General features: G+C 42.2%; 27 protein-coding genes and 1 tRNA gene. 14 read left to right on the top strand and 14 right to left on the bottom strand.

Going from position 1 to position 26,160, the window contains the following annotated elements; translation table 11 throughout:
• Positions 1–202 precede the first annotated feature (202 nt).
• Positions 203–279: transfer RNA gene (locus EES38_RS08020), tRNA-Arg, on the bottom strand.
• A 202-nt stretch (positions 280–481) separates the two neighbouring features.
• On the opposite strand from EES38_RS08020, the gene folD reads away from it, so the two are divergent.
• Positions 482–1,339 carry a bifunctional methylenetetrahydrofolate dehydrogenase/methenyltetrahydrofolate cyclohydrolase FolD gene (gene folD / locus EES38_RS08015; RefSeq protein ID WP_124936664.1) on the top strand — a complete coding sequence of 286 codons (858 nt, stop codon included), beginning with the start codon at positions 482–484 and terminating at the stop codon, positions 1,337–1,339.
• Between the two features lie 50 nt (positions 1,340–1,389).
• Here folD and EES38_RS08010 read toward each other — a convergent pair whose 3' ends face one another.
• Positions 1,390–2,361 (bottom strand): lytic murein transglycosylase, encoded by a 972-nt coding sequence (locus EES38_RS08010; protein ID WP_124936663.1) that lies wholly within the window; start codon positions 2,359–2,361, stop codon positions 1,390–1,392.
• Positions 2,362–2,392: 31 nt separating this feature from the next.
• Positions 2,393–2,668 carry a YcgL domain-containing protein gene (locus EES38_RS08005; RefSeq protein WP_124936662.1) on the bottom strand — a complete coding sequence of 92 codons (276 nt, stop codon included), beginning with the start codon at positions 2,666–2,668 and terminating at the stop codon, positions 2,393–2,395.
• Positions 2,669–2,869: 201 nt separating this feature from the next.
• Here EES38_RS08005 and minC point away from each other — a divergent pair, with 201 nt between their 5' ends.
• From minC to minE, 3 genes are read left to right on the top strand one after another with little or no spacing between them, the layout of a single operon-like run.
• Positions 2,870–3,532 (top strand): septum site-determining protein MinC, encoded by a 663-nt coding sequence (gene minC, locus EES38_RS08000; protein WP_124937183.1) that lies wholly within the window; start codon positions 2,870–2,872, stop codon positions 3,530–3,532.
• 18 nt (positions 3,533–3,550) lie between these two features.
• Complete coding sequence (minD, locus tag EES38_RS07995; protein WP_124936661.1) at positions 3,551–4,363, top strand: septum site-determining protein MinD; 813 nt, start codon at positions 3,551–3,553, stop codon at positions 4,361–4,363.
• Positions 4,364–4,371: 8 nt separating this feature from the next.
• Entirely contained in the window at positions 4,372–4,635 is a 264-nt protein-coding gene (gene minE / locus EES38_RS07990; RefSeq protein ID WP_124936660.1) for a cell division topological specificity factor MinE, read from the top strand.
• Positions 4,636–4,691: 56 nt separating this feature from the next.
• Here the strand turns inward: minE and rnd are convergent, their stop codons facing one another.
• The 7 genes from rnd to yoaA are packed head-to-tail and all read right to left on the bottom strand — an operon-like array spanning position 4,692 to position 12,029.
• Positions 4,692–5,819, bottom strand: coding sequence for a ribonuclease D (gene rnd / locus EES38_RS07985; RefSeq protein ID WP_124936659.1), 1,128 nt, complete (start codon positions 5,817–5,819; stop codon positions 4,692–4,694).
• A 59-nt stretch (positions 5,820–5,878) separates the two neighbouring features.
• Positions 5,879–7,567, bottom strand: a complete 1,689-nt coding sequence (gene fadD, locus EES38_RS07980) for a long-chain-fatty-acid--CoA ligase FadD (protein WP_124936658.1) — start codon at positions 7,565–7,567, stop codon at positions 5,879–5,881.
• 53 nt (positions 7,568–7,620) lie between these two features.
• Complete coding sequence (locus EES38_RS07975) at positions 7,621–8,469, bottom strand: alpha/beta fold hydrolase (protein WP_124936657.1); 849 nt, start codon at positions 8,467–8,469, stop codon at positions 7,621–7,623.
• A complete protein-coding gene (locus tag EES38_RS07970; protein WP_124936656.1) occupies positions 8,466–9,017 on the bottom strand; it encodes a Slp family lipoprotein in 552 nt (183 codons plus the stop codon). The genes EES38_RS07975 and EES38_RS07970 overlap by 4 nt, the downstream gene beginning before the upstream one ends.
• Positions 9,018–9,042: 25 nt before the next feature.
• Entirely contained in the window at positions 9,043–9,354 is a 312-nt protein-coding gene (locus EES38_RS07965) for a chromosome partitioning protein ParA (RefSeq protein WP_124936655.1), read from the bottom strand.
• 37 nt (positions 9,355–9,391) lie between these two features.
• A complete protein-coding gene (gene tsaB / locus EES38_RS07960) occupies positions 9,392–10,093 on the bottom strand; it encodes a tRNA (adenosine(37)-N6)-threonylcarbamoyltransferase complex dimerization subunit type 1 TsaB (protein ID WP_124936654.1) in 702 nt (233 codons plus the stop codon).
• A 13-nt stretch (positions 10,094–10,106) separates the two neighbouring features.
• Positions 10,107–12,029: a DNA repair helicase YoaA gene (yoaA, locus tag EES38_RS07955; protein ID WP_124936653.1), complete on the bottom strand. Its 1,923-nt coding sequence runs from the start codon at positions 12,027–12,029 to the stop codon at positions 10,107–10,109.
• A 258-nt stretch (positions 12,030–12,287) separates the two neighbouring features.
• On the opposite strand from yoaA, the gene purU reads away from it, so the two are divergent.
• The 3 genes from purU to ansA all read left to right on the top strand — a co-directional run bounded on the left by purU (position 12,288) and on the right by ansA (position 16,263).
• Positions 12,288–13,121 carry a formyltetrahydrofolate deformylase gene (gene purU, locus EES38_RS07950; RefSeq protein WP_124936652.1) on the top strand — a complete coding sequence of 278 codons (834 nt, stop codon included), beginning with the start codon at positions 12,288–12,290 and terminating at the stop codon, positions 13,119–13,121.
• Between the two features lie 171 nt (positions 13,122–13,292).
• The gene (gene sppA, locus EES38_RS07945; RefSeq protein ID WP_124936651.1) at positions 13,293–15,140 is read left to right on the top strand and encodes a signal peptide peptidase SppA; all 1,848 of its coding nucleotides are present in this window, start codon (positions 13,293–13,295) and stop codon (positions 15,138–15,140) included.
• 109 nt (positions 15,141–15,249) lie between these two features.
• A complete protein-coding gene (gene ansA, locus EES38_RS07940; protein WP_124936650.1) occupies positions 15,250–16,263 on the top strand; it encodes an asparaginase in 1,014 nt (337 codons plus the stop codon).
• Between the two features lie 56 nt (positions 16,264–16,319).
• Here the strand turns inward: ansA and EES38_RS07935 are convergent, their stop codons facing one another.
• Entirely contained in the window at positions 16,320–16,616 is a 297-nt protein-coding gene (locus tag EES38_RS07935) for a YeaC family protein (RefSeq protein WP_124936649.1), read from the bottom strand.
• A gap of 107 nt (positions 16,617–16,723) precedes the next feature.
• Between EES38_RS07935 and EES38_RS07930 the strand changes: the two genes are divergently transcribed.
• A complete protein-coding gene (locus EES38_RS07930) occupies positions 16,724–17,548 on the top strand; it encodes a DUF2989 domain-containing protein (protein WP_124936648.1) in 825 nt (274 codons plus the stop codon).
• 30 nt (positions 17,549–17,578) lie between these two features.
• Here EES38_RS07930 and msrB read toward each other — a convergent pair whose 3' ends face one another.
• Entirely contained in the window at positions 17,579–17,977 is a 399-nt protein-coding gene (gene msrB, locus EES38_RS07925; protein WP_124936647.1) for a peptide-methionine (R)-S-oxide reductase MsrB, read from the bottom strand.
• 332 nt (positions 17,978–18,309) lie between these two features.
• Between msrB and gap the strand changes: the two genes are divergently transcribed.
• The 6 genes from gap (at position 18,310) to EES38_RS07895 (ending at position 23,499) form a co-directional block, all read left to right on the top strand.
• Positions 18,310–19,305, top strand: a complete 996-nt coding sequence (gap, locus tag EES38_RS07920; RefSeq protein WP_124936646.1) for a type I glyceraldehyde-3-phosphate dehydrogenase — start codon at positions 18,310–18,312, stop codon at positions 19,303–19,305.
• Between the two features lie 131 nt (positions 19,306–19,436).
• Entirely contained in the window at positions 19,437–20,321 is an 885-nt protein-coding gene (locus tag EES38_RS07915; RefSeq protein WP_124936645.1) for a D-hexose-6-phosphate mutarotase, read from the top strand.
• A 73-nt stretch (positions 20,322–20,394) separates the two neighbouring features.
• Positions 20,395–21,210 (top strand): 23S rRNA (guanine(745)-N(1))-methyltransferase, encoded by an 816-nt coding sequence (gene rlmA, locus EES38_RS07910; RefSeq protein ID WP_124936644.1) that lies wholly within the window; start codon positions 20,395–20,397, stop codon positions 21,208–21,210.
• 115 nt (positions 21,211–21,325) lie between these two features.
• Positions 21,326–21,691, top strand: coding sequence for a hypothetical protein (locus EES38_RS07905; protein WP_124936643.1), 366 nt, complete (start codon positions 21,326–21,328; stop codon positions 21,689–21,691).
• 176 nt (positions 21,692–21,867) lie between these two features.
• Entirely contained in the window at positions 21,868–22,635 is a 768-nt protein-coding gene (locus EES38_RS07900; protein WP_124936642.1) for an ion transporter, read from the top strand.
• 165 nt (positions 22,636–22,800) lie between these two features.
• On the top strand, positions 22,801–23,499 hold the full coding sequence (locus EES38_RS07895; RefSeq protein WP_124936641.1) for an HNH endonuclease family protein: 699 nt from the start codon (positions 22,801–22,803) through the stop codon (positions 23,497–23,499).
• A 75-nt stretch (positions 23,500–23,574) separates the two neighbouring features.
• Here the strand turns inward: EES38_RS07895 and EES38_RS07890 are convergent, their stop codons facing one another.
• Positions 23,575–24,504, bottom strand: a complete 930-nt coding sequence (locus tag EES38_RS07890) for a TIM barrel protein (protein ID WP_124936640.1) — start codon at positions 24,502–24,504, stop codon at positions 23,575–23,577.
• A 29-nt stretch (positions 24,505–24,533) separates the two neighbouring features.
• A complete protein-coding gene (locus EES38_RS07885) occupies positions 24,534–25,973 on the bottom strand; it encodes a sugar porter family MFS transporter (RefSeq protein WP_124936639.1) in 1,440 nt (479 codons plus the stop codon).
• Between the last annotated feature and the right edge of the window lie 187 nt (positions 25,974–26,160).

The raw sequence follows: 26,160 nt of genomic DNA, 5'->3' as shown, positions 1-26,160 counted from the left end.
CACTAGCTAAGATATGTCAAAACAGCACAATTAGGAAATCAAAAAGGCTTTACTCTAACCAGTAATGGAGCAAAAATAAGTTACGTTGAAATCAAACTCAGTAATAGCACTGTGAGTAGTTAGAGAACTATCGCATTTATAGAGTATCACCATAAACGACAAAACCCCGATAACTCATAGAGCTATCGGGGTTTTTGAATAGTGGCACGCCCTACAGGATTCGAACCTGTGACCACCTGCTTAGAAGGCAGGTGCTCTATCCAGCTGAGCTAAGGGCGCGCTATGGGGATGAATTATACGAGTTAAACTGACGAAATCAATGCATTTATCTAATATTATGATTTGAATGCTTAAAAATGGAACAATACTGTTTTGAGTGCTGAAAAAGCCTCCAAAGCAAACGTTTGCCTATAGAAGTTACTTGCAGAATCTGCGACAATGCGCAAAAATTTTTTTGCTTATTATTTTTTAAAGGAAAGTCATGACTGCTCAAATCATTGATGGAACTCTGATCTCCAAAACAGTACGTTCTGAAGTTGCTGCTCGCGTTAAACAACGTCTTGAAGCTGGCTTGAGAGCACCTGGGCTGGCTGTTGTTCTTGTTGGCGAAGATCCTGCTTCTCAAGTCTACGTTGGAAGTAAGCGCCGCGCTTGTGAAGAAGTTGGCTTCATTTCTAAATCCTATGACCTTCCTAAAACGGCAACTCAGGACGAACTTCTCTCTCTAGTCGATGCATTAAACAACGATCCTGAAATTGACGGTATCCTGGTTCAGCTTCCTTTACCTAAGGGACTCGATTCAACGCTTATTTTAGAACGAATCTTACCAGAGAAAGATGTCGATGGTTTCCATCCTTATAACGTTGGACGCCTAGCGCAGCGTATACCTAAGCTACGTTCATGTACTCCAAAAGGGATCATGACTCTGCTAGAACGTTACGATGTCGATATCAAGGGTAAGCACGCTGTCATCGTTGGTGCTTCTAACATTGTTGGGCGTCCAATGACACTTGAGTTACTGCTAGCGGGTTGCACGACCACAACATGCCATCGTTTCACGAAAGATTTGGAATCTCACGTACGTCAGGCAGATATCGTTGTCGTCGCAGTAGGTAGAGCAAACTTTATTCCAGGTGAATGGATTAAAGACGGCGCTATCGTGGTCGATGTCGGTATCAACAGACAAGAAAACGGCAAACTTGTAGGCGATGTGGATTTTGCAGTAGCAAAAGAGAAAGCAAGCTTTATTACCCCAGTTCCTGGTGGCGTAGGTCCAATGACGGTGGCGAGCCTAATTGAAAATACCCTATTTGCTTGCGAACAATACCATACAAACTAACCATTGTTGGCAGAATCAAGAAAGGACCGAAAACGGTCCTTTTTTGATATCTATAGAATAATACGATCCGCCAGATGCGTTACCGCCAAAGCGAAATAATAAGAACGATTCCACTTCATCAGCACATTGTAGTTATTATAGACCAAGTAGACTCGACCATTCTCATCATCCGGAGCAATTAACCAAGCTTCAACGTCATCGGTTGGCGTCGGTAGTGGCTGACCGTTGTATTTCATTACACCCAGTTTTGCCCACTCACTCAACATCTTACCTTTGCCTTTTTCACGGCCTTGTTGCGACATATCAAACCCTTGTGGGACTTTAACCTGTCTTCCCCAGATATGATGCTTATCCCAACCTGATTGAGCTAGATAATTTGCGGTGGAAGCAAAAACGTCAGCAGGCGTTTTCCAAATGTCTTTCTTGCCGTCGCCATTACCGTCCGCAGCGAAGGATAAAAATGAAGTGGGCATAAACTGACACTGCCCCATTGCACCGGCCCAAGAGCCTTTCATATCTTGCGCGCTAATATGACCTTCATCGATAATTTTTAAGGCTGCCATTGTCTGGTCACGGAAAAACGCTTCTCTACGTCCATCGTAAGCCAATGTACTTAGCGCATTGATCACCTGATAGCCGCCGGTGTACTTACCAAAGTTACTTTCAACACCCCATAAGGCGACAATGTATCTTGGCGATACTCCGTATTGCTCACCAATACGGTTTAACTCAGCTTCATGCTCTCTGTAGAGTTTCTTTGCCTGCTCAACTTTCCAGTCCGGAACGGCTCTTGGGATATATTCATCCAGAGTCAGTCTCTTTTCTGGCTGGTTTTTGTCAGCAACAATCGCTCTGGGCTTGTATTCAACCTTAGCAAAAGCATCCTGAATAGTTTTCTCTGAAATGCCTTTGGCTTTCGCTTCTGTTTTTAAGCTGTTCACATAATCTTCAAAACTGACCTGATTTGCATACGATGAAAAGCTAAGGAGCACTCCCAAACCAACTGACATTATCTTTTTCATTTTTCCTCCTAAGCCGAGGCAACGTTTATGTCTACGATTGCTTTGACTTTAGCGTTTTAAATTCTTCGAGAACATTCTCTGGCGGTGGTGGCAATTGCAGGAAATAGCCTTGTTCTTCCAGAGCCTCTTTTACTTTTTCTGTGTCAACTCTTGCAAGAGTCTTCCCATCCAGCTTCATGGTCATCACCAAGATAGGCTTGCCAAACATGTCTAGCAATGGCTGAGGGACCTTTGTAAAATCATCCTTCTTAACGATGTAGAGGTAAGCACCCTCTTTCTTGGTACTACGATAGATAGAACAGAGCATAATTCGCCTTTAAACAATTCCATTTTGTCGACAGAATTTCACTGTCGCAAAACATAAACTTAACTTAATTTTGGGAAGAAAACAGTCAATTAAAAGTAAGATAACTTGCTGACTTCATTCAGTGACTATAACATGACAGCCCTAATCACAGGCAATGCCATTTGTAAGCGTTATTTTCAGCGTCGAGGTTTTAATTTACCAATGTCAAATACACCTGATTTGAAAGGTAGCAGTTTTACGCTGTCGGTTTTACATCTTCCCGATGGTGACATCAATAGTAGTATCGAATTTTTAAAAGAAAAAGTGGAACAGGCCCCAGCATTTTTTGCAAATGCTCCAGTGGTCATCAACATTGCTCAAGTGAAAAGAGATATCGATTTTGCAGAGCTTAAGAACGGTATTTCTAAATCAGGAATGGTTCCGGTAGGTATTACTGGAACAAAAGATAAAAGAACACAAACTTTAGCTTCAGAAGCAGGATTTGCCGTTATGACGGCAAGTAAATCGCCACAACAAGCTCCACAGCAAATGACGCCAACGAAGGTTGTCACCACACCGATTCGCTCGGGTCAGCAGATCTATGCCAAAGATTGCGACCTAGTTGTCATGAATAATGTCAGTGCCGGTGCGGAGGTCATTGCAGACGGATCAATCCACATATATGGTAGTTTACGTGGCCGTGCTATTGCTGGTGCTAGTGGACTTCAAGAAGCTAGAATATACTGTCATGACCTGCAAGCTGAGTTAGTCTCTATTGCAGGCAATTACTGGTTAAGCGACCAAATTACGAGTGAATATTGGCAAAAGAAAGTGATGCTTAGTTTAGCTGGCGAAACACTACACTTCGAAATATTTACAGCTTAGTTTTAATAAGGGAAACAAATGTCACGCATTATTGTTGTTACGTCAGGAAAAGGCGGCGTAGGTAAGACGACGTCGAGTGCAGCTATCGCGTCTGGTTTAGCACTTAAAGGTAAAAAAACCGCGGTTATCGATTTTGATATTGGTTTACGAAATCTTGATCTTATCATGGGTTGTGAGCGCCGCGTTGTTTATGATTTCGTTAACGTTATTAACGGAGAAGCAACTCTTAATCAGGCTCTGATTAAAGACAAACGCTCTGAAAACCTGTTTATTTTACCTGCTTCACAAACCCGCGATAAAGATGCACTAAGTACCGAAGGCGTAAAACGTGTGCTTGATGAACTGAACGAAATGGGCTTCGACTTTGTCGTTTGTGACTCACCAGCCGGTATTGAACAAGGTGCTTTAATGGCACTGTACTTCGCAGATGAAGCTATCGTTACGACCAACCCAGAGGTCTCCTCGGTAAGAGATTCAGACCGCATCCTTGGTATCCTAGACTCGAAGTCACTACGCTCCGAAAAAGGTTTAGAACCTGTTAAACAGCACCTACTGTTAACGCGTTACAACCCTAGTCGAGTCACTCAAGGTGAAATGTTAAGTGTTAGCGACGTAGAGGATATTCTTCATATTCCGCTTATCGGTGTGATTCCGGAAAGCCAAGCGGTACTGAACGCGTCGAATAAAGGTGTGCCAGTCATTTTTGACGAACAGTCAGATGCAGGCCAAGCTTATCTTGATGCCGTTGATCGTTTGTTAGGTAACGAAGTCGAGTTCCGCTTCCTAACTGAGCCTAGAAAAGGCATCTTTAAACGACTGTTCGGGGGCTAAATTACATAATGTCATTATTACAGTTTTTTCGATCCAATAAGAAAACCTCTGCCAGCCTTGCAAAAGAGCGGCTTCAAATCATTGTTGCAGAACGTCGAAGTCAAAACGACCCGGCACCTAATTATCTGCCACAGATGAAAGAAGACATCTTAAAAGTCATCGCCAAGTATGTGGCAATCGACCCAGATATGGTCGAATTGTCTCTGGAGCATAAAGACGATGATATCTCGGTGTTGGAGCTGAATGTAAAGCTCCCAGACGAAGAAAAGTAATTCATAAGTAAAAGCCGGAGTCGAACTCCGGCTTTTACTTAATTCTTGTCTCGTGATTAGTCTCGATGATCAATCATCGTATTAAGAGTGTCGCCCAACATATCTTTGCGCCAGCTCTGCATTAGCTCAGGCAATGGACCCGTTTGTCTATCACATTTCCATACCCAACTAATAAGCTGATTAATCTGCTTTTTCGATGCCAAAAACTCAGTTGCTAAGCCAGTTGTATGAGAAACCTTCTTAACTTCATCTTTGAGCCGCTTAAACAGGTGCTTATAGCCTCGATAATCATGAATTGGCACAATTAGCTCTGGATATTCGCTTTCAGCTATCTTGTAGCTGTTCGCAACGATTTGACTAAGCGTATTCCCATGACGTTGTATAGAGCGAACATCTGTCGCGACTTCTTCCATTCTTTTAGGGCTCACTAAACCGAGCTTGGCAATAGTCAGTAAATCTTGTTCCTTTACGACAAAATTCAGCGCCAAATCGCGCCTTCTTGCTTCAGAATAGCGCCAGCTCGCCAGCGGTTTTAGCGTAGCCAGTTGCTTTCGATTCAGCTGCCAAGCGCCTTTTACATCCTGATATGCATTATCAATATCGTATTCTGCCACGCGCTTATCAGCCTGGAGCTGTGCTTCATCCAACACAGCTTGCCACCAATCCTGAGCAACAATCTGCTGTTTTAGGTGATCGTAAATAGGTTGAAGGTAATAAACATCACCCGCTGCATAATCGAGTTGCTTATCACTTAAAGGACGAGCTAACCAATCAGCACGAGATTCTGATTTATCAAGCTCGAGATCGACAATATCTTGTACTAACGTCGCGAACCCCGTAGATAAACCATACCCTAAAAATGCCGCCATAATTTGTGTGTCGACGAAAGGCTCTGGTAGACAACCAAAGCTGTTTTGAAAAACCTCTAAATCTTCTCCACACGCATGAAGCACTTTCATGACTGACTTATCCTGCAGGAGCTGAACGAACGCCGTCATATCAGATAGAGCAAGGGGATCAATTAGCGATACCTGATGACCATCATATAACTGGATCAAGCCAAGCTGAGGAAAAAAAGTGCGTATACGGACGAATTCGGTATCAAGCATGACAGCTTCCTGCTGCCTTGCTGCTGTACATACATCTTCTAACTGACTCACTTCTTTAATAATATTATATTTCACGCTTGACTCACTTTAGCAAAAGTCTCAGGTCATCGTTCGTGGATTCACACCAACAATAACTACGCCTGAGCCTGTAAATTTTTTTCGTTTTGTTCACGCAACTCACGTCGCAAAATCTTTCCAACATTCGTCTTAGGCAGTTCAGTTCTGAACTCAACAAGCTTCGGTACTTTATATCCTGTTAGATGCTGACGGCAGTGCTGAATAATATCGTCTTTGGTTACCTTATCATTTTTAGCAACAACAAACACTTTTACTGCCTCTCCTGTCGCATCACTTGCCTGACCAATCGCTGCAACTTCAACCACATGAGGATGCATCGCTACCACTTCTTCAATTTCATTTGGATAGACGTTAAAGCCAGAAACAAGGATCATATCTTTCTTTCGATCAACGATGAACACCATACCATCTTCATCAACTCGAACGACATCACCTGTCGACAGCCAGCCTTCAGAACACATAACTTCTTCAGTTGACTCAGGCCTGTTCCAATAACCTTTCATTACCTGAGGTCCGCGAACTTGCAACTCCCCCGTTTCAGTAAAAGGAACAACATTGCCCTCATCATCTACCAATCTTATTTCCGTTGATGGGACAGGTAGACCAATGGAGCCAGTGTAGTCTTTAACGTCGTAGGGGTTGCCTGTCACAAGAGGTGAACATTCTGTCAGTCCATATCCCTCAAGCAAGTGAATACCCGTAATCGCTTTCCATTTTTCGGCAACAGAACGCTGAACAGACATGCCACCGCCAACGGATAAATGCATGTGTGAAAAATCCATCGACTTAAATTCGTCGTTATGAACAAGAGCATTAAATAGTGTATTGACACCCGTAATTGCCGTAACAGGATGCTTTTGAAGCTCTTTTACAAAACTGTTCATATCTCTAGGATTGGTAATAAGTAGGTTTTTGCCACCCATTTCAATAAATAAAAGGCAGTTAACGCTAAGCGCAAAGACATGATAAAGAGGCAATGCCGTGACGACGAGCTCTTTACCCTCTTTAAGTAGGCTGCCATACGCACCTTTAGCCTGCGCCATATTCGCAACCATATTACGGTGGGTTAAAATGGCGCCTTTGGCGACACCTGTCGTACCACCAGTATACTGAAGAAATGCGATATCATCTCCAGTAATGTCGGGTTTGACATATTGCTGTCGACGACCAATACGAATCGCTTTACGCATAGAGACGGCATTAGGTAAATGATAGCTGGGAACCAACTTCCTTACGTATTTCACTACGAAATCGACCAAAGTCCCCTTAGGCTTCGGCAACATCTGCCCGAGGCTCGTGATCACAATGTGTTCAATAGGCGTCTGCTTGATGATTTTCTGCAATGAATGAGCAAAATTGGATACGATAACGATTGTTTTGACTTCTGCATCGGTTAGCTGGTGCTGTAATTCTCTGGCGGTATAGAGCGGATTTACATTGACTGCGACCATACCTGCTCGCAGTATTCCAAATAGAGCAACAGGATACTGTAATAAGTTAGGCATCATTAACGCGACGCGATCGCCTTTTTGCAGCCTTAGGTCATTCTGAAGATAGGCGGCAAATGCACGACTTCTTTCTTCAAGTTTACGAAACGTCATTACCGTACCCATATTGATAAAGGCAGGCTGATCAGCAAACTTGTTTACTGCATTTTCAAACATCTCTAACAGAGACGGATACATATCTGGATCGATGGTTTCCGGCACACCACTAGGGTAACGACCAAGCCATGGTTTATCCACTCAGATACTCCTCGTAAAAACTGAATCTGTTCTTTCTTATAATATTGATATGTTTAAAGCGAATGACTGGGTACCACACGCCGCACTAAATCTTGAATAATGTTATTTACTGCGTCTGGTGACTCAATATGACAATGATGCCCACCAACAACAGTTTCAACCACAACGTCTTTTTTCAATCTTATCGCTGAAGTCGATTTTAGGTGCTCGTAGCCTGATTCACCCAGTATAATTGCATACGGACACTCGATATGATCCACTATTTCCTGTGCATGCTCGTGTGACATACGAAATAAAGACTGACAACTCAACTTGGGATCTGCACGCCAATACCAGTAGCCATTATCTTCAACCAAACCACGTCGTACTATCGGCTCCACAATTGATTCAGATAATGCTGAACTTTTACTTCGATGAGCCAATGCTTTGGTAAAACTAGGATATCCTTTGCGTGTTTTTTTTCGCATCCGCTCACGATTTTCTAGCCCTTTTCGTAATCTGACCACACTCATTTCCGGCGGTTCACTTAAAGGACCTTTCCCCTCAATCTGAATCAGTCCCTGCACCTTTTCAGGAAAGGCGGCACTATAGCAACTTGCAATCAAACCACCAAGTGAATGTCCAACTAAAATACAAGGATTTTGCTTAAATTCGGCTAAAACCTGATTAAGATCGTCTAAATAGTCGTGAAATGGGTAAAAGTAGTATTCACCTTTATGCATTGAATAGCCGTGGCCTGGTAAATCAAATGCACATAAGTGAAGATCATCTCTGGTAAGGAGGATTTTCTCCATTAAGCGAGAAAAACTGGCGGCATTATCCAGCCAACCGTGGATAAAAATAATGGAGACTTTCGCAGTAGCAATGTCTCCATATTCAATACGTGCTAAGGGGGATCTCATTTTACGACTTGTATCACTCTGGCTCGGTTAAATTGATCATCTCGACACAGCATCGTATGACAAGGTCTCAGATACGAACCCATTCGATCGACAACAACTCTTTCTTCGATACGCCAAAGATGATAACTATCAACGTTCATCACTGGGAACTGACCATTAAACTCGCCCACCTTCGACTCTTCTGGTGCCTGAGAGGTTCCTAACATGGATAATAAGCGCCCCTTGGACAAGGTAACAGGATCGATGAATCCGTTTATGTAAGCAATAAATCGCCCCTGTGGCTCAAAGTTTAGATTCGGTCTTCCAGCGGAGGTCAATGGCAGATTAACCACTTCAATTCGGGTGCGATTCTTAAGATTTGTCACACTAGCGATAACTCCGCCAAGCCTCACTTGTGTTCCTGCCGGCGTTTCTTTTAACCATCTCGAATAATCAGTAATGACATTAGGGTTTGTTGTCGTCAACTCAGTTGGCATTGTAACGCAGCCACTCAAAACCAAAGCTAACGCACTGATGATAACGGTGTGAATAGAAAAAACAGAACGCATCGAACCTACCTCTCGAAATGAGTAATTAAATATAGATATCGACTCCTAACATCTGAGCAAGCTCATCACGTTTCGCTTGATTATAAATGGCATAATATTCTTCCAGAGCTCTCCTAGACTTTCCTTCAGGTAGATCATACTGAATACGATTACCTTCAATTTCAGCCTCATTCATAGTGCGAAGAGACTGAGAAACAGCGCTAGCTACTCTGGTTGGCTGAGTGCTGCTGCTAGCTTCAGAAGATGAAGTCTGAGCATCATGACTCTTCTTTGAACGAGACGCTTTGTTCGTTCTGGATAAGCCTGACGATGGTGGCAAACCATTAATTGAAACCATAACCGTCCTCTTAACTCAGACTACTCTAATAAAATAATTATTCCTTACCGGGCAGCTTTTTCCACGTAACGTTGTCACGGAGGTAGACCGGTGCAGCGTCCTCAGCGGACACAGTGTTTCCATTAAGCCATTCAAATCGTGCAATATTAGCGATATCCTCAGCGTCAGGATATAAAACTTCACTGGCGGTTGTGTCAAATGGGAGTCCGGAAAGCGTATCCCCATAGGTTTCCCAACCCGTGCCGGCGGATACCCACGTTTCACTATCACCAGCTAATGAGTCCACCAACAATTGCGGCGCAATAACAGCTTCTTGATCAATGATAGTCCACTCACCATTATCTTGACGAGCATAACGAGCCCAATAAACTTCAGCCATGCGTGCATCAATAGCGGGCGCTACAAATTTTGCACCAGTGGTTCTAAAGCAACCTTGTGCCATTGCTTTTAAAGTGGAAACTGGAATCAGTGGTAAATCAGCACCAAAAGATAGCCCTTGGGCAATACCAATACCTATACGTACCCCAGTAAAGCTACCAGGACCACAACCAAATGCTAAAGCATCTAAATCCTTAAGGGTCAGCTGAGCTTCTTTTAATAACTCATCTACCAACGGTAATACCTTTTTGGTGTGATCTCTGGGTGCGACACTTCTGCGAACATAGCACTGCTCGTCAATCATCAGTGCTACAGAGCAATTTTCTGTTGAAGTATCAATGGCTAAAATTTTTGTGCTCATTCTGGTCTCTAACTTACTTTTTTTGAGATAGGGTTTCTAAAAATTCTTGAATATTACTTAAATCACGTGTCCTGGGAATCGCAGGAAGACTAGCCAAAAATAAACGGCCATAATCACGTGTCACTAATCGATTATCACAGATAATCAACGCGCCTTTATCTTCGGCATCCCGGATTAGACGACCCACTCCCTGCTTTAACGTAATAACGGCTTCGGGTAATTGTACCTGCTGAAAAGGGTCACCTCCTTGCAGGCGACAATCCTCTATTCGAGCCTTGAGTAATGGGTCATCCGGTGCGGTAAACGGCAATTTGTCGATAATAACACAGCTTAAGGCATCGCCCCTAACATCAATACCTTCCCAAAAAGCACCAGTCGCAACCAACAAAGCGTTCCCCAGGGACATAAATTCAGCGAGCGTTTTCTGCTTACTGGTCTCTCCCTGCATGAGTACCGGAAGATTCAACGTAGCTCTAAACATCTCACCCAGTTGTCGCATCATTTGATGTGACGTACAGAGAAAGAAACACCGACCTTGGTTCGCTTCAATAACTGGCCCGAGCATCTCGGCTAACTTTTGTGCCATTTTCGGGTGGTTAGGTTCTGGCAGATAACGAGGAACACACAAGCGTGCCTGATTTTGATAATCAAACGGGCTGGGCAAAGAGAACTGCTTGACTGGCTTTAGCCCTAATCGATGGGAAAAATGGCCGAAATCGTCGTTTACCGCTAGCGTTGCAGACGTAAAGATCCAACTTCCCTGTTTTTGTTGCATCTGGTCATTAAACTTGTCCGCGACAGATAGAGGTGTGATATGCAAACTAAAATGTCTCGGTGTCGTATCAAACCAATAGGAATAACCTGTGATAGACACATCGCAAACACGGTTCAGTCGCCCCAGAACAGTCGTTGCTCGTTCATAGGCTGAATCAAGCAACTGACTGCGCCCTAAAGCGAGCTTAAGCACGTCTATCGCGAATTGAAGTGTTTCACTTAAACGTTCAATTGCGCGTTGAATTCCTGGGCGTTTAACGACTTCTCGCCAATTACCACGATAGCCAGTTTCTCCGAGCTCCAAACGCATATCCATTGATATCGTACGAAGCTTCTCAGCCACTTTTTGCAATTGACGCATGTCTTTGGCTTCGGTTCTATAACCAATCTCGATATCTTTCGATAGCTCGTGAATTTGTCTGCTAGACAAGGACTGTCCAAAGTACTGACTGGCGATATCTGGTAGCTGGTGAGCTTCGTCAAAGATAAACACATCGGCTTCAGGTATTAACTCACCAAAGCCTGTTTCTTTTATTGCCAGATCAGCAAGGAATAGATGATGGTTAACCACCACAACGTCAGCGTCCATCGCACGCTTACGAGCTTTCGAGACAAAGCAGTCATTAAATTTAGGACACTCTTTCCCCAAACAGTTTTCATTGGTTGAAGTAATCGATGGAATGACCTGACTGTCTTCAGGCAAAGAGTCACACTCACCTAAATCACCTGTTTTCGTTTCTGACGACCACTGTCTAACTTTCACCAATTCAGAAAACTGGCTAGTATCGACTTCGCCAGTGTGGCTCTCCAGAATTTGTCTATCCAGCCTTTCCAAGCACAAGTAATTAGCGCGACCTTTAAGAAGTGCGACATGGCCAAAAAATTCGAGTGCTTTAACGATTAAGGGCAAGTCTCGGTGAAATAACTGCTCCTGCAGGTTTTTTGACCCAGTGCTGATGATAATCTTTTTACCACTTTTCAATGCTGGGACTAAATAGGCAAAGGTTTTACCTGTACCGGTTCCAGCTTCGACGACCAGTTGCTGCTCATGTTCAATCGCTTCATTGACTGCCTCAGCCATATCTATCTGAGCCTGACGAGGCTGAAAGCCAGGGATAACCTTGCCTAACGCACCTTGTGGAGAGAAAATCTTTGCGACCATCGAACCGATTCTTTGACATTAACAGGCCGCAAATTATGGCAGTTTTCAGCGTTTAGAGCGAATCTTAATCTCAGTAAAAAGGCTCATTTTGCAGCAAAACGAATTAAACAAAGATTCATTGATGAAAATTAGTTACGGGATTTTGTTGAATATCGACGCGATTTAGATTAATTATACCCACTATCTTGAGAGCGTATTCTCACCCAATACGCATCAAAACCCTATTTTAGTTTCAAAATTCGTCGGAAATCATCACTAATGGAAAAGAAAACCCTTCTCACGCATTGCAAAGATGCACCAGGTCTGATCGCTAAAATCACGAACATTTGCTATAAGCATCAGTTGAATATCGTTCACAACAGAGAATTTGTTGATACTTCAAGCAGCGATTTCTTTATGAGAACAGAACTGGAAGGCTACTTTAACGATCAAACGTTCCTTGGGGACATCGAGCAAGCATTACCACAAGATACTAAGTACAAGCTCATTAGCTCCGGCCGCAAACGTATCGTAATACTGGTAACAAAAGAAGCGCATTGCCTGGGTGATATTCTGATGAAAACCTTTGATGGTAGTCTTGATGTCGAGATTGCCGCTGTCATTGGTAACTACGACAAGCTACAAGGCCTAACAGAAAAGTTCGGCATTCCTTATCATCATGTTTCTCATGAGGGCGTGAGCCGCGAGGAACATGAACAATTGTTACTTGCGCAAATTAATCAATATGAGCCTGATTTTATTGTGTTAGCTAAATACATGCGCGTATTAACGCCAGGTTTTGTAGAAAGCTTTCACCATCGCATTATTAATATCCATCATAGTTTCTTACCTGCATTTATCGGCGCAAAACCGTATCAACAGGCATTTGACCGTGGTGTTAAAATCATTGGTGCAACAGCTCACTTTGTTACTAACGATTTGGATGAAGGTCCAATCATTTGCCAAGACGTCATTCCTGTAGACCACACGTTTACTGCCCAATCGATGGCTCAAGCGGGTCGCGACGTTGAAAAGAATGTCTTGAGTAAAGCATTGACTAAAGTAATTGACGATCATGTCATGGTATATGGTAACAAGACCGTTATTTTATAATTCCTTTCAAACGGGATGCATTAATGTGTCCCGTACTTCAAACCTTTGTTAATTAATCTATTCTCTCCTGTTCAACTGGTTGTCCATTATTTCGTTATAACGTACGATTACCTTCAGTCATCCATCCCTAGGAAGCGATAGCTTCTCATGGCAAAATCTAACGGAGAGAAAATGAAGCCAATCTTCAGATTTATCGGCCTAATTTTCAAAATACTTTGGAAAGCAATTAATTTTATCCGCAAAGCGTTTTTCAACCTTATTTTTCTCGTCATTATTGGCGCTATTTATTACGCTTATACGGATACCACCAGCTCGCCCGAACCCACTCTAACCAAATCTGCGCTGGTCCTTGATCTAGAAGGTCCTATCGTCGAGCAAGCGAGCTATGCCAGCCCAGTTGAATCGCTGAATCATTCTGTATTAGGTAACTCTCTGCCTAAGGAAAACGTATTATTTGATATCGTCGATAAAATTCGTGCTGCAAAGGACGATAAAAATATTACAGGTCTCGTTCTCTCACTCTCAAAAATGTCTGAGACAAACTTAACCAAGCTCAGATACATTGCAAAAGCTATTAATGAGTTTAAAGCAACTGGCAAGCCTGTGATAGCTGTTGGTGATTATTACTCACAGAGTCAATACTATCTTGCAAGTTATGCTAATAAAGTTTTCCTTTCTCCCGATGGTGCAGTATTACTCAAGGGCTATAGTACTAGCGGTATGTACTACAAAACCTTACTTGATAAGCTCAACATCAACACACACATTTTCAGGGTCGGCACTTATAAATCTGCCGTTGAACCGTTTATGCGTACCGACATGTCTCCTGCAGCAAAAGAAGCAAACCAACGCTGGCTGGGACAACTATGGAACGCTTACATCAATGACGTAACTGGAAATAGGCAAATTGAACCATCGACATTACAGTTCGATATGAATGAGTTTCTGACCAAGCTTAAAGCCGTAAACGGAAATATTGCCCAACTGTCTCTCGATATGGGGTTGGTTGACCAACTGGTTACGCGCCCGCAAGCTCGCCAGCTTTTGGCCAAAACATTTGGTAGTGATGGCAAAGATGGCTTTGAAGGTGTGAGTTTTTATGACTATATGGGTACGACTCAGAAAGGAACTTTCTCTGGTAATCAAATTGCAGTCGTAGTAGCAGACGGCGCAATTATGGATGGCGATCAGCCAAGAGGAACGGTCGGAGGAGACTCAACTGCAGCACTACTACGCGATGCACTAAACGATCCAAGAATCAAAGCAGTTGTGCTTCGAGTGGATAGCCCCGGAGGCAGTGCTTTTGCTTCTCAAGTCATTCGTAACGAAATTCTCGCCCTGAAAAAAGCAGGTAAACCGGTTGTGGTATCGATGTCGAGTTTGGCAGCATCAGGCGGGTATTGGATATCAATGAGTGCGGATCAAATTATGGCTCAACCAACGACCTTAACAGGCTCAATTGGTATATTCAGTGTCATTACGACATTTGAAAAGGCGTTGGATAATATTGGTATCAGCACTGATGGCGTGGGCACAACACCATTCTCTAATCAGGGGCTAGCATCTGGTCTATCAGATGGTGCCAAACAGAGCATTCAAATGGTAATTGAGCACGGGTATCATCGATTTATCAGCTTGGTTGCGCAAAGTAGAAATATGTCTCTTGACGATGTAGATAAAATTGCTCAAGGACATGTATGGACAGGGAAAGATGCACTTGACTTAGGTCTTGTCGATAAACTGGGTGATTTCGATGATGCTGTCGCTTTGGCCGCAAAATTGGCGAAAATTGATCATTACGAACTCGACTGGATGGAAAAACCACTTTCCACATTCGAACAGTTAATGTTTGAATTTACTCAAAGCGCAAAGGCGTCAATTGGCTTCGACATCAGCAGTCTTTTACCTGAGTCATTACAAACTTATGCGAAAGCGGTATCGGGTAATCGCGAGCTTATTGATATGCTCAATGATCCAAGAGGTCAGTACTCGTTGTGTCTCACATGCGATGTTAAATAATGTCAAAGCTTGAGATAACAGAATAAGATACGGGGGGAGTTTGATCTCCCCTTTTTATTACCTGATAATCGGCTATAATTGTCCTCCTGTTCCCTAAATACAATTAGCCATGTCTAGAAAACATATTTATATCGCCTACACTGGCGGCACCATTGGAATGCAAAAATCAGATCACGGATACGTTCCAGTTGCTGGTTTTATGGAAAAACAGCTGGCTGGAATGCCAGAATTCCATCGTCCAGAAATGCCTGAGTATACGATTCATGAGTATTCACCTCTCATCGATTCTTCAGACATGACGCCTGCGCACTGGCAACAAATAGCCAATGATATTCGCGATAATTACGATAATTACGATGGTTTCGTCATTCTCCATGGTACTGACACAATGGCATATACAGCATCTGCTTTGTCATTTATGTTAGAAAACTTGGGTAAACCCGTTATCGTAACAGGCTCTCAAATTCCTATCGCTGAACTTCGTTCCGATGGCCAGGCCAACCTGTTGAATGCATTGCATATTGCAGCTAACTACCCGATTAATGAAGTCACGTTATTCTTTAATAACCAATTAATGCGCGGAAACCGCAGTACCAAATCTCATGCCGATGGCTTTAATGCATTTACTTCACCTAACTTGCCTCCTCTACTCGAGGCTGGCATCAATATTCGTGTCAGTAATGGCGTCGAAATCGACAAAAAGCCTGAAGGCAAGTTCCGTGTAAGTGATATAACACCTCAGCCAGTAGGTGTGATCACAATGTACCCAGGAATCTCATTCGAGGTTATTCGCAATACCCTACTGCAACCAGTTAATGCCATGATCCTGTTGACGTTTGGAGTCGGTAATGCGCCACAAAACCCCGAGATTCTTGAGCAACTCGAAGACGCATCTAAACGTGGTGTTATCGTTGTGAATCTAACTCAGTGTTTGGCTGGGAAAGTAAACATGGGTGGATACGCTACTGGGTGTGCTCTAGCAGACGCTGGGGTTATTAGTGGTTACGATATGACACCAGAGGCCGCTCTGGCAAAATTACATTACTTGCTAAGCAAAGGTCTTAGCTATGAAGATGTTAAGCTAAAGATGCAAGAAGTGCTTCGCGGTGAAATGTCTAAATAGATACCTATCAAAAAAAGAGCCACTCGGCTCTTTTTAACTTCAACACCTCAGAAAACCTACGAATCAGACTCATTTGGATTGATCGATAATATTTTTTCGTGAGCTATATCTTCTTTAAACTGTTGCTTTAATTCAGATTTTGACTTAAAACAGAGTTCGCCACCAGCAGCGACTGTCATATGTTGAGGTTCTAGATTATGCTTAGATTGATAAAGCATAACTGCTTGTAAACAGGAATCTCTTTGCTCTTGAGACAGAATATTGCCTTCAGGCCACTTTCCAGTTTCGACAGCAAAAAGAAGTCGCTGATAAGCTTCGGGAGTAATCGCATCGATTAATTGTTGATTATTCATTGATGATTTTAGGCTCTTTTGTTTCGTATTTATGTCAACTTAAACCCAATGTTCGGTGAGTCAAGAGACGACCTGGAAATTGTAGTAATGGATCACAAGCTTACACTATGACAAAACTAAAATTAACTGTGCTTGCCGTATGTATTTGCTCACTAACAGGCTGCTTTGAAAATACCAGAAATACGGACGAACTCTGCGCCAATAATCCGCAACTAAAATGCGATGAACTCAACATTAATGATGGTCAATGTCGTATTCCTCGAACAAATCTCATCTGGCACCGTTATGAGGTCAGTAAAGATGCAACAGACGCAAACAAAATCCAAGAGTACACGTTAACTCAGGAATACCTCAAATGCTTAGAAGTGGCAGCTCAAATTCAACCTATAGAACAAGCCAAGCTAAAACAGCAACGATTTAATGCCTTGGTGAATGCAGGTGATAGTCTCAAAAGACTCGAAAAGGAACTCCATAATTACAACACGCCCAAATCACTCTATTTCCTTTGGAGTCAAACGGGAGATACCGAAGCTAGAAGAAGCTTTCTCCAGCTAGAAGGAAAAAAAGAGCTGGATACACCGGATATGCAATATGCTTTAGCGACATTTTACATAGACCGAGACCGACAAAAAACGGTCGGGCTACTTAATCGGTCTATCGAACTGACTAAATCACCTGAAAACATTAATGTAAGCGCTTTGGAATCGCTGGCGAGTGTGTATAAATTACTACGCCAGAGGGAAAAATCCTACATCTGGGCGATGACAAGCAAAGCGTTTGGTGCTCCTATCGTTTCTGACAAAGAACTATCTCTCCTCTATGGATTTGATGAAGAGAAGAAAGAAAAACTGGATACGATTGCAAACACAGTAATAGATGCTATCAATGATGGCGATTACCGCTCATCATTGATTCCGGAGACATTTAATTAAATTACAACCGGGTGCAGTTTTTGGTGCTTTTTAGTCATTTTTGTTGAAAACTAACGACACCGAATTAACACAGTATCTCTCACCGGTTGTGTCTTGCGGGCCATCTTCAAATACGTGTCCAAGGTGGCTATCGCATGCATTACAGCGAATTTCTGTCCGCGTCATACCAAATGATTTGTCTTCTAAATATCGAATGGCATCTTCATTAACTGGTGCATCAAAACTTGGCCATCCACAGCCAGAATCATATTTATTATCAGACGTAAATAGCGGCGCATTGCAGCATGTACAATGATAAATACCCGTTTCTTTATTGTGTAGTAAGGTTCCTGTATAAGGGGCTTCTGTTCCATGTTCGCGACAGACACGATAGGCCTCGTCGCTGAGTTTTTCACGCCAGTATTCATCTGGCTTATTTATCTTATCCAACTTACTTTCCTGTTACCTTTTTCGAAAATGATTATTTGTGTAAGGAAAAACTTGCGCTTTACTTCATTTGTGGCACATACTTTCAACCCTTAACATTTTCAGTTAAGATTTAACAAAATACCATGGATTTATTAGGTATTGAAATGAGCTGTTAGTATACAGGGACTGAATAAGTTTAAAAAATAAACATTTGCAAAGGCCAGATAAAAAAAGCAGTGCTTTTTTTTGACTTTGAACAATATAAGTCGGATTATCTGTTGCAGATTTTGCTGGTTTCTGTAATTTTACTACCAGTTATCTTTAATCAGAAATTAAGTTGTGGAGCAACTATAATGACTATCAAAGTAGGTATTAACGGTTTTGGCCGCATTGGCCGTTTTGTTTTTCGTGCGTCTTGTGAACGTGATGACATCGAAGTTGTAGGTATCAACGACCTTATCGACGTTGAATATATGGCTTACATGCTAAAATACGATTCAACTCACGGTCGTTTCAAAGGTACTGTTGAAGTTAAAGACGGTAACCTAGTAGTGAACGGTAACACAGTTCGCGTAACTGCTGAGCGTAACCCAGAAGATCTAAAATGGGATGCAATTGGTGTTGACGTAGTTGCTGAAGCAACTGGTATCTTCCTAACTGACGAAACTGCTCGCAAACACATCACTGCTGGTGCGAAGAAAGTTGTTCTAACTGGTCCTTCTAAAGACGCAACTCCAATGTTCGTAAACGGCGTTAACTTCGACAGCTACGCTGGTCAAGACATCGTTTCTAACGCTTCTTGTACTACTAACTGTCTAGCACCTATCGCTAAAGTTCTTAACGACAAATTCGGTATCGAATCTGGTCTTATGACAACAGTTCACGCTACTACAGCGACTCAAAAAACTGTTGACGGTCCTTCTGCTAAAGACTGGCGCGGTGGTCGTGGTGCTTCTCAGAACATCATCCCATCTTCAACTGGTGCTGCTAAAGCTGTAGGCGTTGTACTTCCAGAAGTTAACGGCAAACTAACTGGTATGGCTTTCCGTGTACCAACTGCTGACGTTTCTGTTGTTGACCTAACAGTTAACCTAGTTAACCCAGCTTCTTACGCTGACATCTGTAAAGCAATGAAAGAAGCTTCTGAAGGCGAACTTAAAGGCGTTCTAGGCTACACTGAAGACCAAGTTGTTTCTCAAGACTTCATCGGTGAAACTTGTACTTCAGTTTTCGATGCTAAAGCTGGTATCGCTCTAACTGACAAATTCGTTAAAGTTGTATCTTGGTACGACAACGAAATCGGTTACTCAAACAAAGTTCTTGACCTAATTGCTCACATCTCTAAGTAATTAGTTGACGTAAAGTCTAAGAATGAAAAAAAGGCGGCCTTGAGTCGCCTTTTTTATATCTCAACTTTGATCTCTACATAACGATAAGTCTAAAGTAGAGGTTTACATCGCCAAACGAAAGGAATGATGTTATGGAATTACAATCATTGCCGGCTATCAGCGTCTTGTCAGACAGCATCAGTGTGGTACAAGTAGACCAAGTTAAAGTCCTTAGAATTTATCATGAAAAAGCCACTGCGGCGATTTCGTTATTTGGTGCACACATCATCTCATTCCAACCCAAAGGGCAAAAAGAGTGTTTGTTCATGAGCAAGCAAGCAAAATTTGATGGTAAGACTGCCCTCAGAGGGGGAATTCCACTCTGCTGGCCTTGGTTTGCGCGCTTAGCAGAACCAAGTCATGGATTTGCTCGTATTACTGAATGGCAGCTAGTCGAACATCGCGAAAATGAAGACGGTGTCATACTAACATTGCGCCTTGAACATAATGAAGAGACTCGCCATATATGGCCTTATGAGTTTGCAGTCTCAATAACGATTGAAATAACAAACTCACTGTCTGTAAGCCTGAGCATCAAGAATACCGATGAACGTCCTTGGACATTCTCCGGTGCCTTGCACAGTTACCTAAATGTTGGTGACATCGAAAAAACTCAAACCAAAGGATTGGGTATTCATTATTTGGATAGTCTGCAAAGCGGAAAAGAGTGTGTTGGTGAAGAGACGCTAGTACTCACTGACACGATTGATCGTGTCTACACTCAGCCAGACCCCGTTATTACCGTGCACGACGAAGAGTGGGATCGTACATTGGTGGTTAAAAATGGTGGTGATAATTCTGCAGTCGCATGGAATCCATGGCAAGCTGGTGCAAAAGGCATGTCGGATATGAACGACGATGGTTTCAAACATATGCTCTGTGTGGAATCCACACTCTATTCAAATTGCCTATCCGCAGGTCAAACGCTGCAACCAGGGGAAACCTATACGCTATCGACTAATATAGCGGCAAAATAATGACTTTTAGGGCGGCAATTTACCGCCCTTTTTAGTAGAATCTCGCCTTAAAAACTCCAATGAGGCAATTTCAGTGTATCAATGTCCTTTATGCCACGAACCTTTAATAAAAAACCAGAATAGTCTGACCTGCAATAATCGACATCAGTTTGATTTTGCAAAAGAAGGTTATATTAACTTAATGCCGGTGCAGCATAAGCGTTCAAAGGATCCTGGTGATAATAAAGAGATGATGCAATCCAGACGGCGTTTTCTGGAAAAAGGATTTTATACGCCCATGCGTTCTCAGGTGACGGCAAAACTCAGTCAATATGTTACCAACCCTTGCGCTAAAGTACTCGATATCGGCTGTGGTGAAGGTTTTTATACCAATGACTTTGCGCTCTCCTTTTCTAATCAACAAGACACAAGTGTTTTTGGCCTCGATATATCTAAAGTCGCCATAAAATATGCCGCTAAACGGTATAAGCATTGTGAGTTCTGTGTCGCTTCAAGTAACCGCCTTCCATTTGGAGATAAAGAGCTTGATGCCGTAGTGCGTATTTATGCGCCATGCAATGGTGACGAGCTACAGCGCTGTATAAAATCGAACGGCATAATAGTTACTGTAACTCCTGCTGGTAGACATCTTTATCAGCTAAAAGAGCTGATCTATAGTGAGGTTCATTTACACGACGAAACCCCAGAGTCTATTGATGGGTTTGAACTAATTGCTGACGATAACTTACATTACCCGATGAGCTTAGATGGCGAATCTGCGTTTGATTTACTACAGATGACTCCGTTTGCTTGGAGGGCATCAGAAGAGATAAAACAAGATTTAAAATCTCGAAGCGAGTTCCACTGTGAAGCCGATTTTTCCATAAGAGTATTTCGCAAGATAAACTAGGCACACATATTGCTATAAATCTTCTATCAGAAATATGTCTTGAATTCGTAAATTTTCATTCAAGTTTTTCAAAAGCGCTCCGATAACACATTTAGGAGATTGGTAGGAGAACGTTATGGATCCAGTAAGAGTTGGTTCATCCACGTCATTATATTCACCTCAATCAGTGAAGTCGCATTCTCTTGCAAAGCCACAGTCGGCAGAGCAGCAAGCAAGTTCACTTATGAAAGTGGAAGACAATAAAGTTACCCTTTCCGATGAAGGGAAGGCGCTTTTAGAAGCTTTAAAGCAAATTGATAAAGAAGGCAAAGTAGAAACAAAAGATAAGACTGTTGGCGACAAAGTTGAATCATTTACCTATGGTGCGCTTGGGATGGAACATCCAGACAAGATGAAAGAAGATGATGACAGCTCTTATTCTGCGGGGCAATATCTTTCCGCAGCGGCAACGGTTGGTACAATTTTACTTGCGCTTGTCTAATGCGCTTTCACTGCTAGTGTATCGTTCAGAGCAGCAGTCCCGATACACTAGTCTTTTTTAATTCATACACCATCCAAAAGCTGTTTTATTTTCTAATTGTAACTGTAAGCGAAACTAGCCGAGTAAAAGTGGTATGCTATCAAGCAAGATATATCGTTCCTTGCAGGAAAAGCACCATGACCAGAAAAAAAATTCACACTCCAGAAGGTGAAATAGGTCCTTTCCAAATTTTCACTCTAATATTGTCCATATATGTACTACTTGCTTTGTGTGCTGAAGCGCTTTTCCCAATATCGACAGATACAAAAAAAATCCTACGAATCACTGATAATATAATTTGTATCTTCTTTCTTATCGATTTTGTCATTCAGTTCAGAGCGGCACCAAATAAACTAAAATTCATGAAATGGGGTTGGATAGATCTCATCTCTAGCATACCAATGCTCGATATGTTTCGGTATGGGCGAATTTTTCGTGTAATCAAAGTATTGCGAGTACTTCGTTCAACCAGAATCATTGTCTATTTTTTATTTCGCAACAAAATGCACGGTACTTTTTCCCTCGTTTCTTGTGTTTCTATCATCCTTGTAATCTTTGGAGCAATCTCCATTTTACAATTAGAAAAAGGAGTGCCGGGCGCCAATATTCAAAGTGCAGGAGATGCTCTGTGGTGGGCATTTGTTACTATAACAACGGTAGGATATGGTGATTTCTATCCAATAACATATGAAGGAAGAATAGTCGCCGTTATCCTGATGACAGCGGGTGTCGGGTTATTTGGTACCTTTACTGGTTTTATCGCATCTTGGTTTCTCGAAGATGATGACAGCAAAAAAGACCGCCATGTTGTTACCAACCTGAATGATCAAATTACTGATCTTAAGCAAGAAATCCAAGACCTCAAGCAACTTATCGAGCAAAACACTCACAATCAACCCAAGTAGATTTGCTTTACCTTACTTATTTAGGGTCCAAATAATAACTTCACACAGTTAAGCTCATGTTTAACTGTGTCTTTACATTAATTCCGACAAAACCCAACACAAATTGAGATGTAAGTGATACGCTACTATCATTAGTTCGACTCACATCACATAAAATAACACTACATGTACAATTTTTTCATTTCATTGATACTTCTTTTAGCGTCATTCTCCAGTGATGCTACGTTGGTTAAGCAATCTAGCAGCGGAATATGCCATGATACAAATTCGCCCTACTACAATTCAGTTAAGTCTTATACGTCATTTAAAACAGTAAAAGCTTGCTTGGCACATAATGGAAGACTCCCAAAATCAATCAAATCCAATAACAAATCGTCCTCTGTATCAAACTCAGGCTACTCTCGATCACAGTTTGGTCATGGCTGGGCTGACAATGATCATGACTGCCAAGATAGCCGTCAAGAAGCTCTTATTCGCCAGAGTACGTCAACCGTGACCTACAACTCATCCAAGCAGTGTCGTGTTATTCGTGGCAAGTGGATATCTCCTTATTCAGGTAAAGTAATTTATAAGGCTTCTCAAATCGATATTGACCATATCGTACCGCTAAGTTGGGCATGGCAACACGGTGCCAATAAGTGGACAAAAGAGAAACGGCAGTCTTTTGCTAATGATCCAGCGAATCTCGTTAGCGTTGAGGCATCACTGAATCGCCAAAAAGGGGATAAAGGCCCTGATGAGTGGTTGCCGCCTAAAAATCGCTGTAGCTACGTAGCTCGATTTGTACGCATTGCTAAGAAATATCAACTCCCATTTAACGCAGCTCATGTGAATACCCACTGTACAACGGCCGCTTTAAACTAAAGCACCACATATAGATATAGGGCTCGTTAGTATTAACGAGCCCTATATTCATCATCCTTATCACTTTCTGGGGGATTAAGCGTTGAATCCAACGGAAGTCAGATACTCTAGACTTGCAGTAACGTCCGCAAGGCTACCGTCTGCATCTCTGGGATCTCTCTCTTGCTCTATGGTAATCCAACCCTGATAACCTTTTTGCTGTAAAAAGGCTTGGATAGCGGGATAATCAATATCGCCTTTGCCTATTGGACACATTACCCCTTCTCCACATGCAGCAAAGAATTCGACTTGACGAGCTAACGCATCTCTATATTTATCTGCATCGACATCTTTAAAATGGATGTAATCAACTTTCTCGAAATATTTATCGAGATAAGTGATTGGATCCATTCCAGAGTAATAAAGGTGTCCTGTATCCAGACATAAACCAGCAACATCGTATGGAATATCTCTTACCAGCTTTTCGATTTCATCAGAGAATTCAATCCAACCACCAGCATGAGGATGAATCACTGGTCGAACGCCATACTCTTCCTGAGCAATCCTCGCGATGATTTTAATGTGCTCCATCATCGTTACCCATTTCTCATCAGCAAGTCGTGGCGAGATCTCCACCTGCCCAGCAAGTTGTGCTCGGTTTTTATCACCCCAGTCGATAATGACGAGATAAGGTGGCTGCTTATTCACCCCATCACAGGTTTGAGCCGTCGGTATCTGAGATAAATTGCGGCAAATATCATGAGTAAGTTGTTTTATATACTGGAAATTACTTTCACTGACCAAATCATCAAATATCGTCCCCGCGACTATCGAAAGACCATACACATTCAAAGAATGTGTTAGCTCTTTTGGATCTGTCGGAAGAAAGGTCCATGGCCCTAATTCGATACTTTTATACCCTGCTGAACTCGCTTCCGATAATACCTTTTGCCAAGATGGCAAATAAGGATTTTGGGGGTCATCAACACCCCAGCTACAAGGAGCATTAGCAATACTGATTGTCATAATAATTTCCAACTTTCTCGATGTTAGGTTTATGAAATAACTCGTTCTGTTGATACTTCTGCTGCTTTATTTGGGTTGTTTCTGTTTAAAACTAAATCCTCCATTTTTTCAAGCTGTATACCTTTGGTTTCTGGGACAAACACTTTCACAAACCACCAAGAAACCAGACAACAAACAGCAAATAATAGGAGTGGAAAACCACCATGAAATTTGTCTGTCAGCCAAGTGCTTTGGTTCATCATTGGGAAAGTTTGGCTTATAACGAAGTTCGCAATCCACATCGTAGCAATTGAGACTCCCATACCAACCGCCCTTAGTCTGTTTGGGAATATTTCACCAATAACCGTCCAAACAATTTGTCCCCAGGTAATGCCGAAAATGAATTCAAAACCAAATAGTCCGATGACCGATGTAAATCCTTTCACTCCGTAGTAAAACGTAATAAAGGTCGCAAGCAAACAAACTGCTGAACCAATTGATCCCCAAAGAAGTAAAACTTTACGACCCAGAGAGTCGATAAGAAACATCCCGACGCAGACCCCGACAAACTGAAGACCTGCGAGGAAAATCGTCATATACATAGCTTGCTGTACTGTATCCGTTACGTTCATCAATAGTGAGGGACCGAAGTACTGAATAACATTAATCCCCGTTAGTTGGTTAAACACAGCCAGTCCAATACCAATTACTAGGAAGATCATTGTTTTACGATTAAATTTTACACTCTCAACTTGCTGCGCACTTTGTCTGTCTTGATGAAGCGACTCTTTAATCTCGGCCAATACCTGCCTTGCATGTTCTGCCCCGGAAATGCGAGTCAGTGTTTTTAGTGCTCCAGCATCATTGCCAGCCATGACACTCCAACGTGGAGATTCAGGAATTAGACCAACAAAAACTAAAAATAGAATACACGGAATAAATGCAGAACCGAGCATCCAACGCCATCCTTCCGAAACTAACCATTCATTGGTCGCACCTTTTGCGATTAAGTAATTGGTAAGAAGAACAAGTACTTGACCACCAACGCAGCAAATCATATTCATTGTCATCGCTCTGCCACGAAAATCTTTAGGTGCAACCTCCGCAATATAGACAGGAGAAATAACAGAAGCGATACCGATACCGAGCCCACCAATCATACGAAATATAACAAAAGCACTAAAATGTGTTGCTAAAGCGGAACCTACAGCCGAGACAATGAACAGTAGTGCTGTCACAACCAGAGTTTTTTTTCGTCCGTATTTATCAGCAATCTTCCCTGCAGAAAAACACCCAACAACACAGCCAATAATAACGTTTGATACAGCCCATCCTTCAGATGCGGGAGTAAGCTGGTAATATTCACTTAACGGCTCGATTGCTCCAGAAATAACAGATGAATCAAAACCAAATAGTAGACCGCCTAACGCAGCGACCAAGCAGATATACATGACATAAATAACGTTATGTCCCGAAGATTGAGATCGCATGGTGTCCTCCCTAAATACAGCGTAATTAAACTCCCACATGCAATGTGGATATTAAATCACCGCAGAAGAAACCAAACAAATGTAAAGCAATCAAACCATGATTGAGATCTTCAAAATTTTTTTCACCTTGATGCCTTAGAATCAAATAGGCGAACCGAAAAAACAAATTCCCTAGAAAGCATGTTTT

Origin of the sequence: Vibrio viridaestus (assembly GCF_003856525.1) — a bacterium.
GTDB lineage: Bacteria > Pseudomonadota > Gammaproteobacteria > Enterobacterales > Vibrionaceae > Vibrio > Vibrio viridaestus.
Note: the sequence above shows the minus strand (reverse complement) of the source record. Positions and strands in the feature narration are given on the sequence as shown.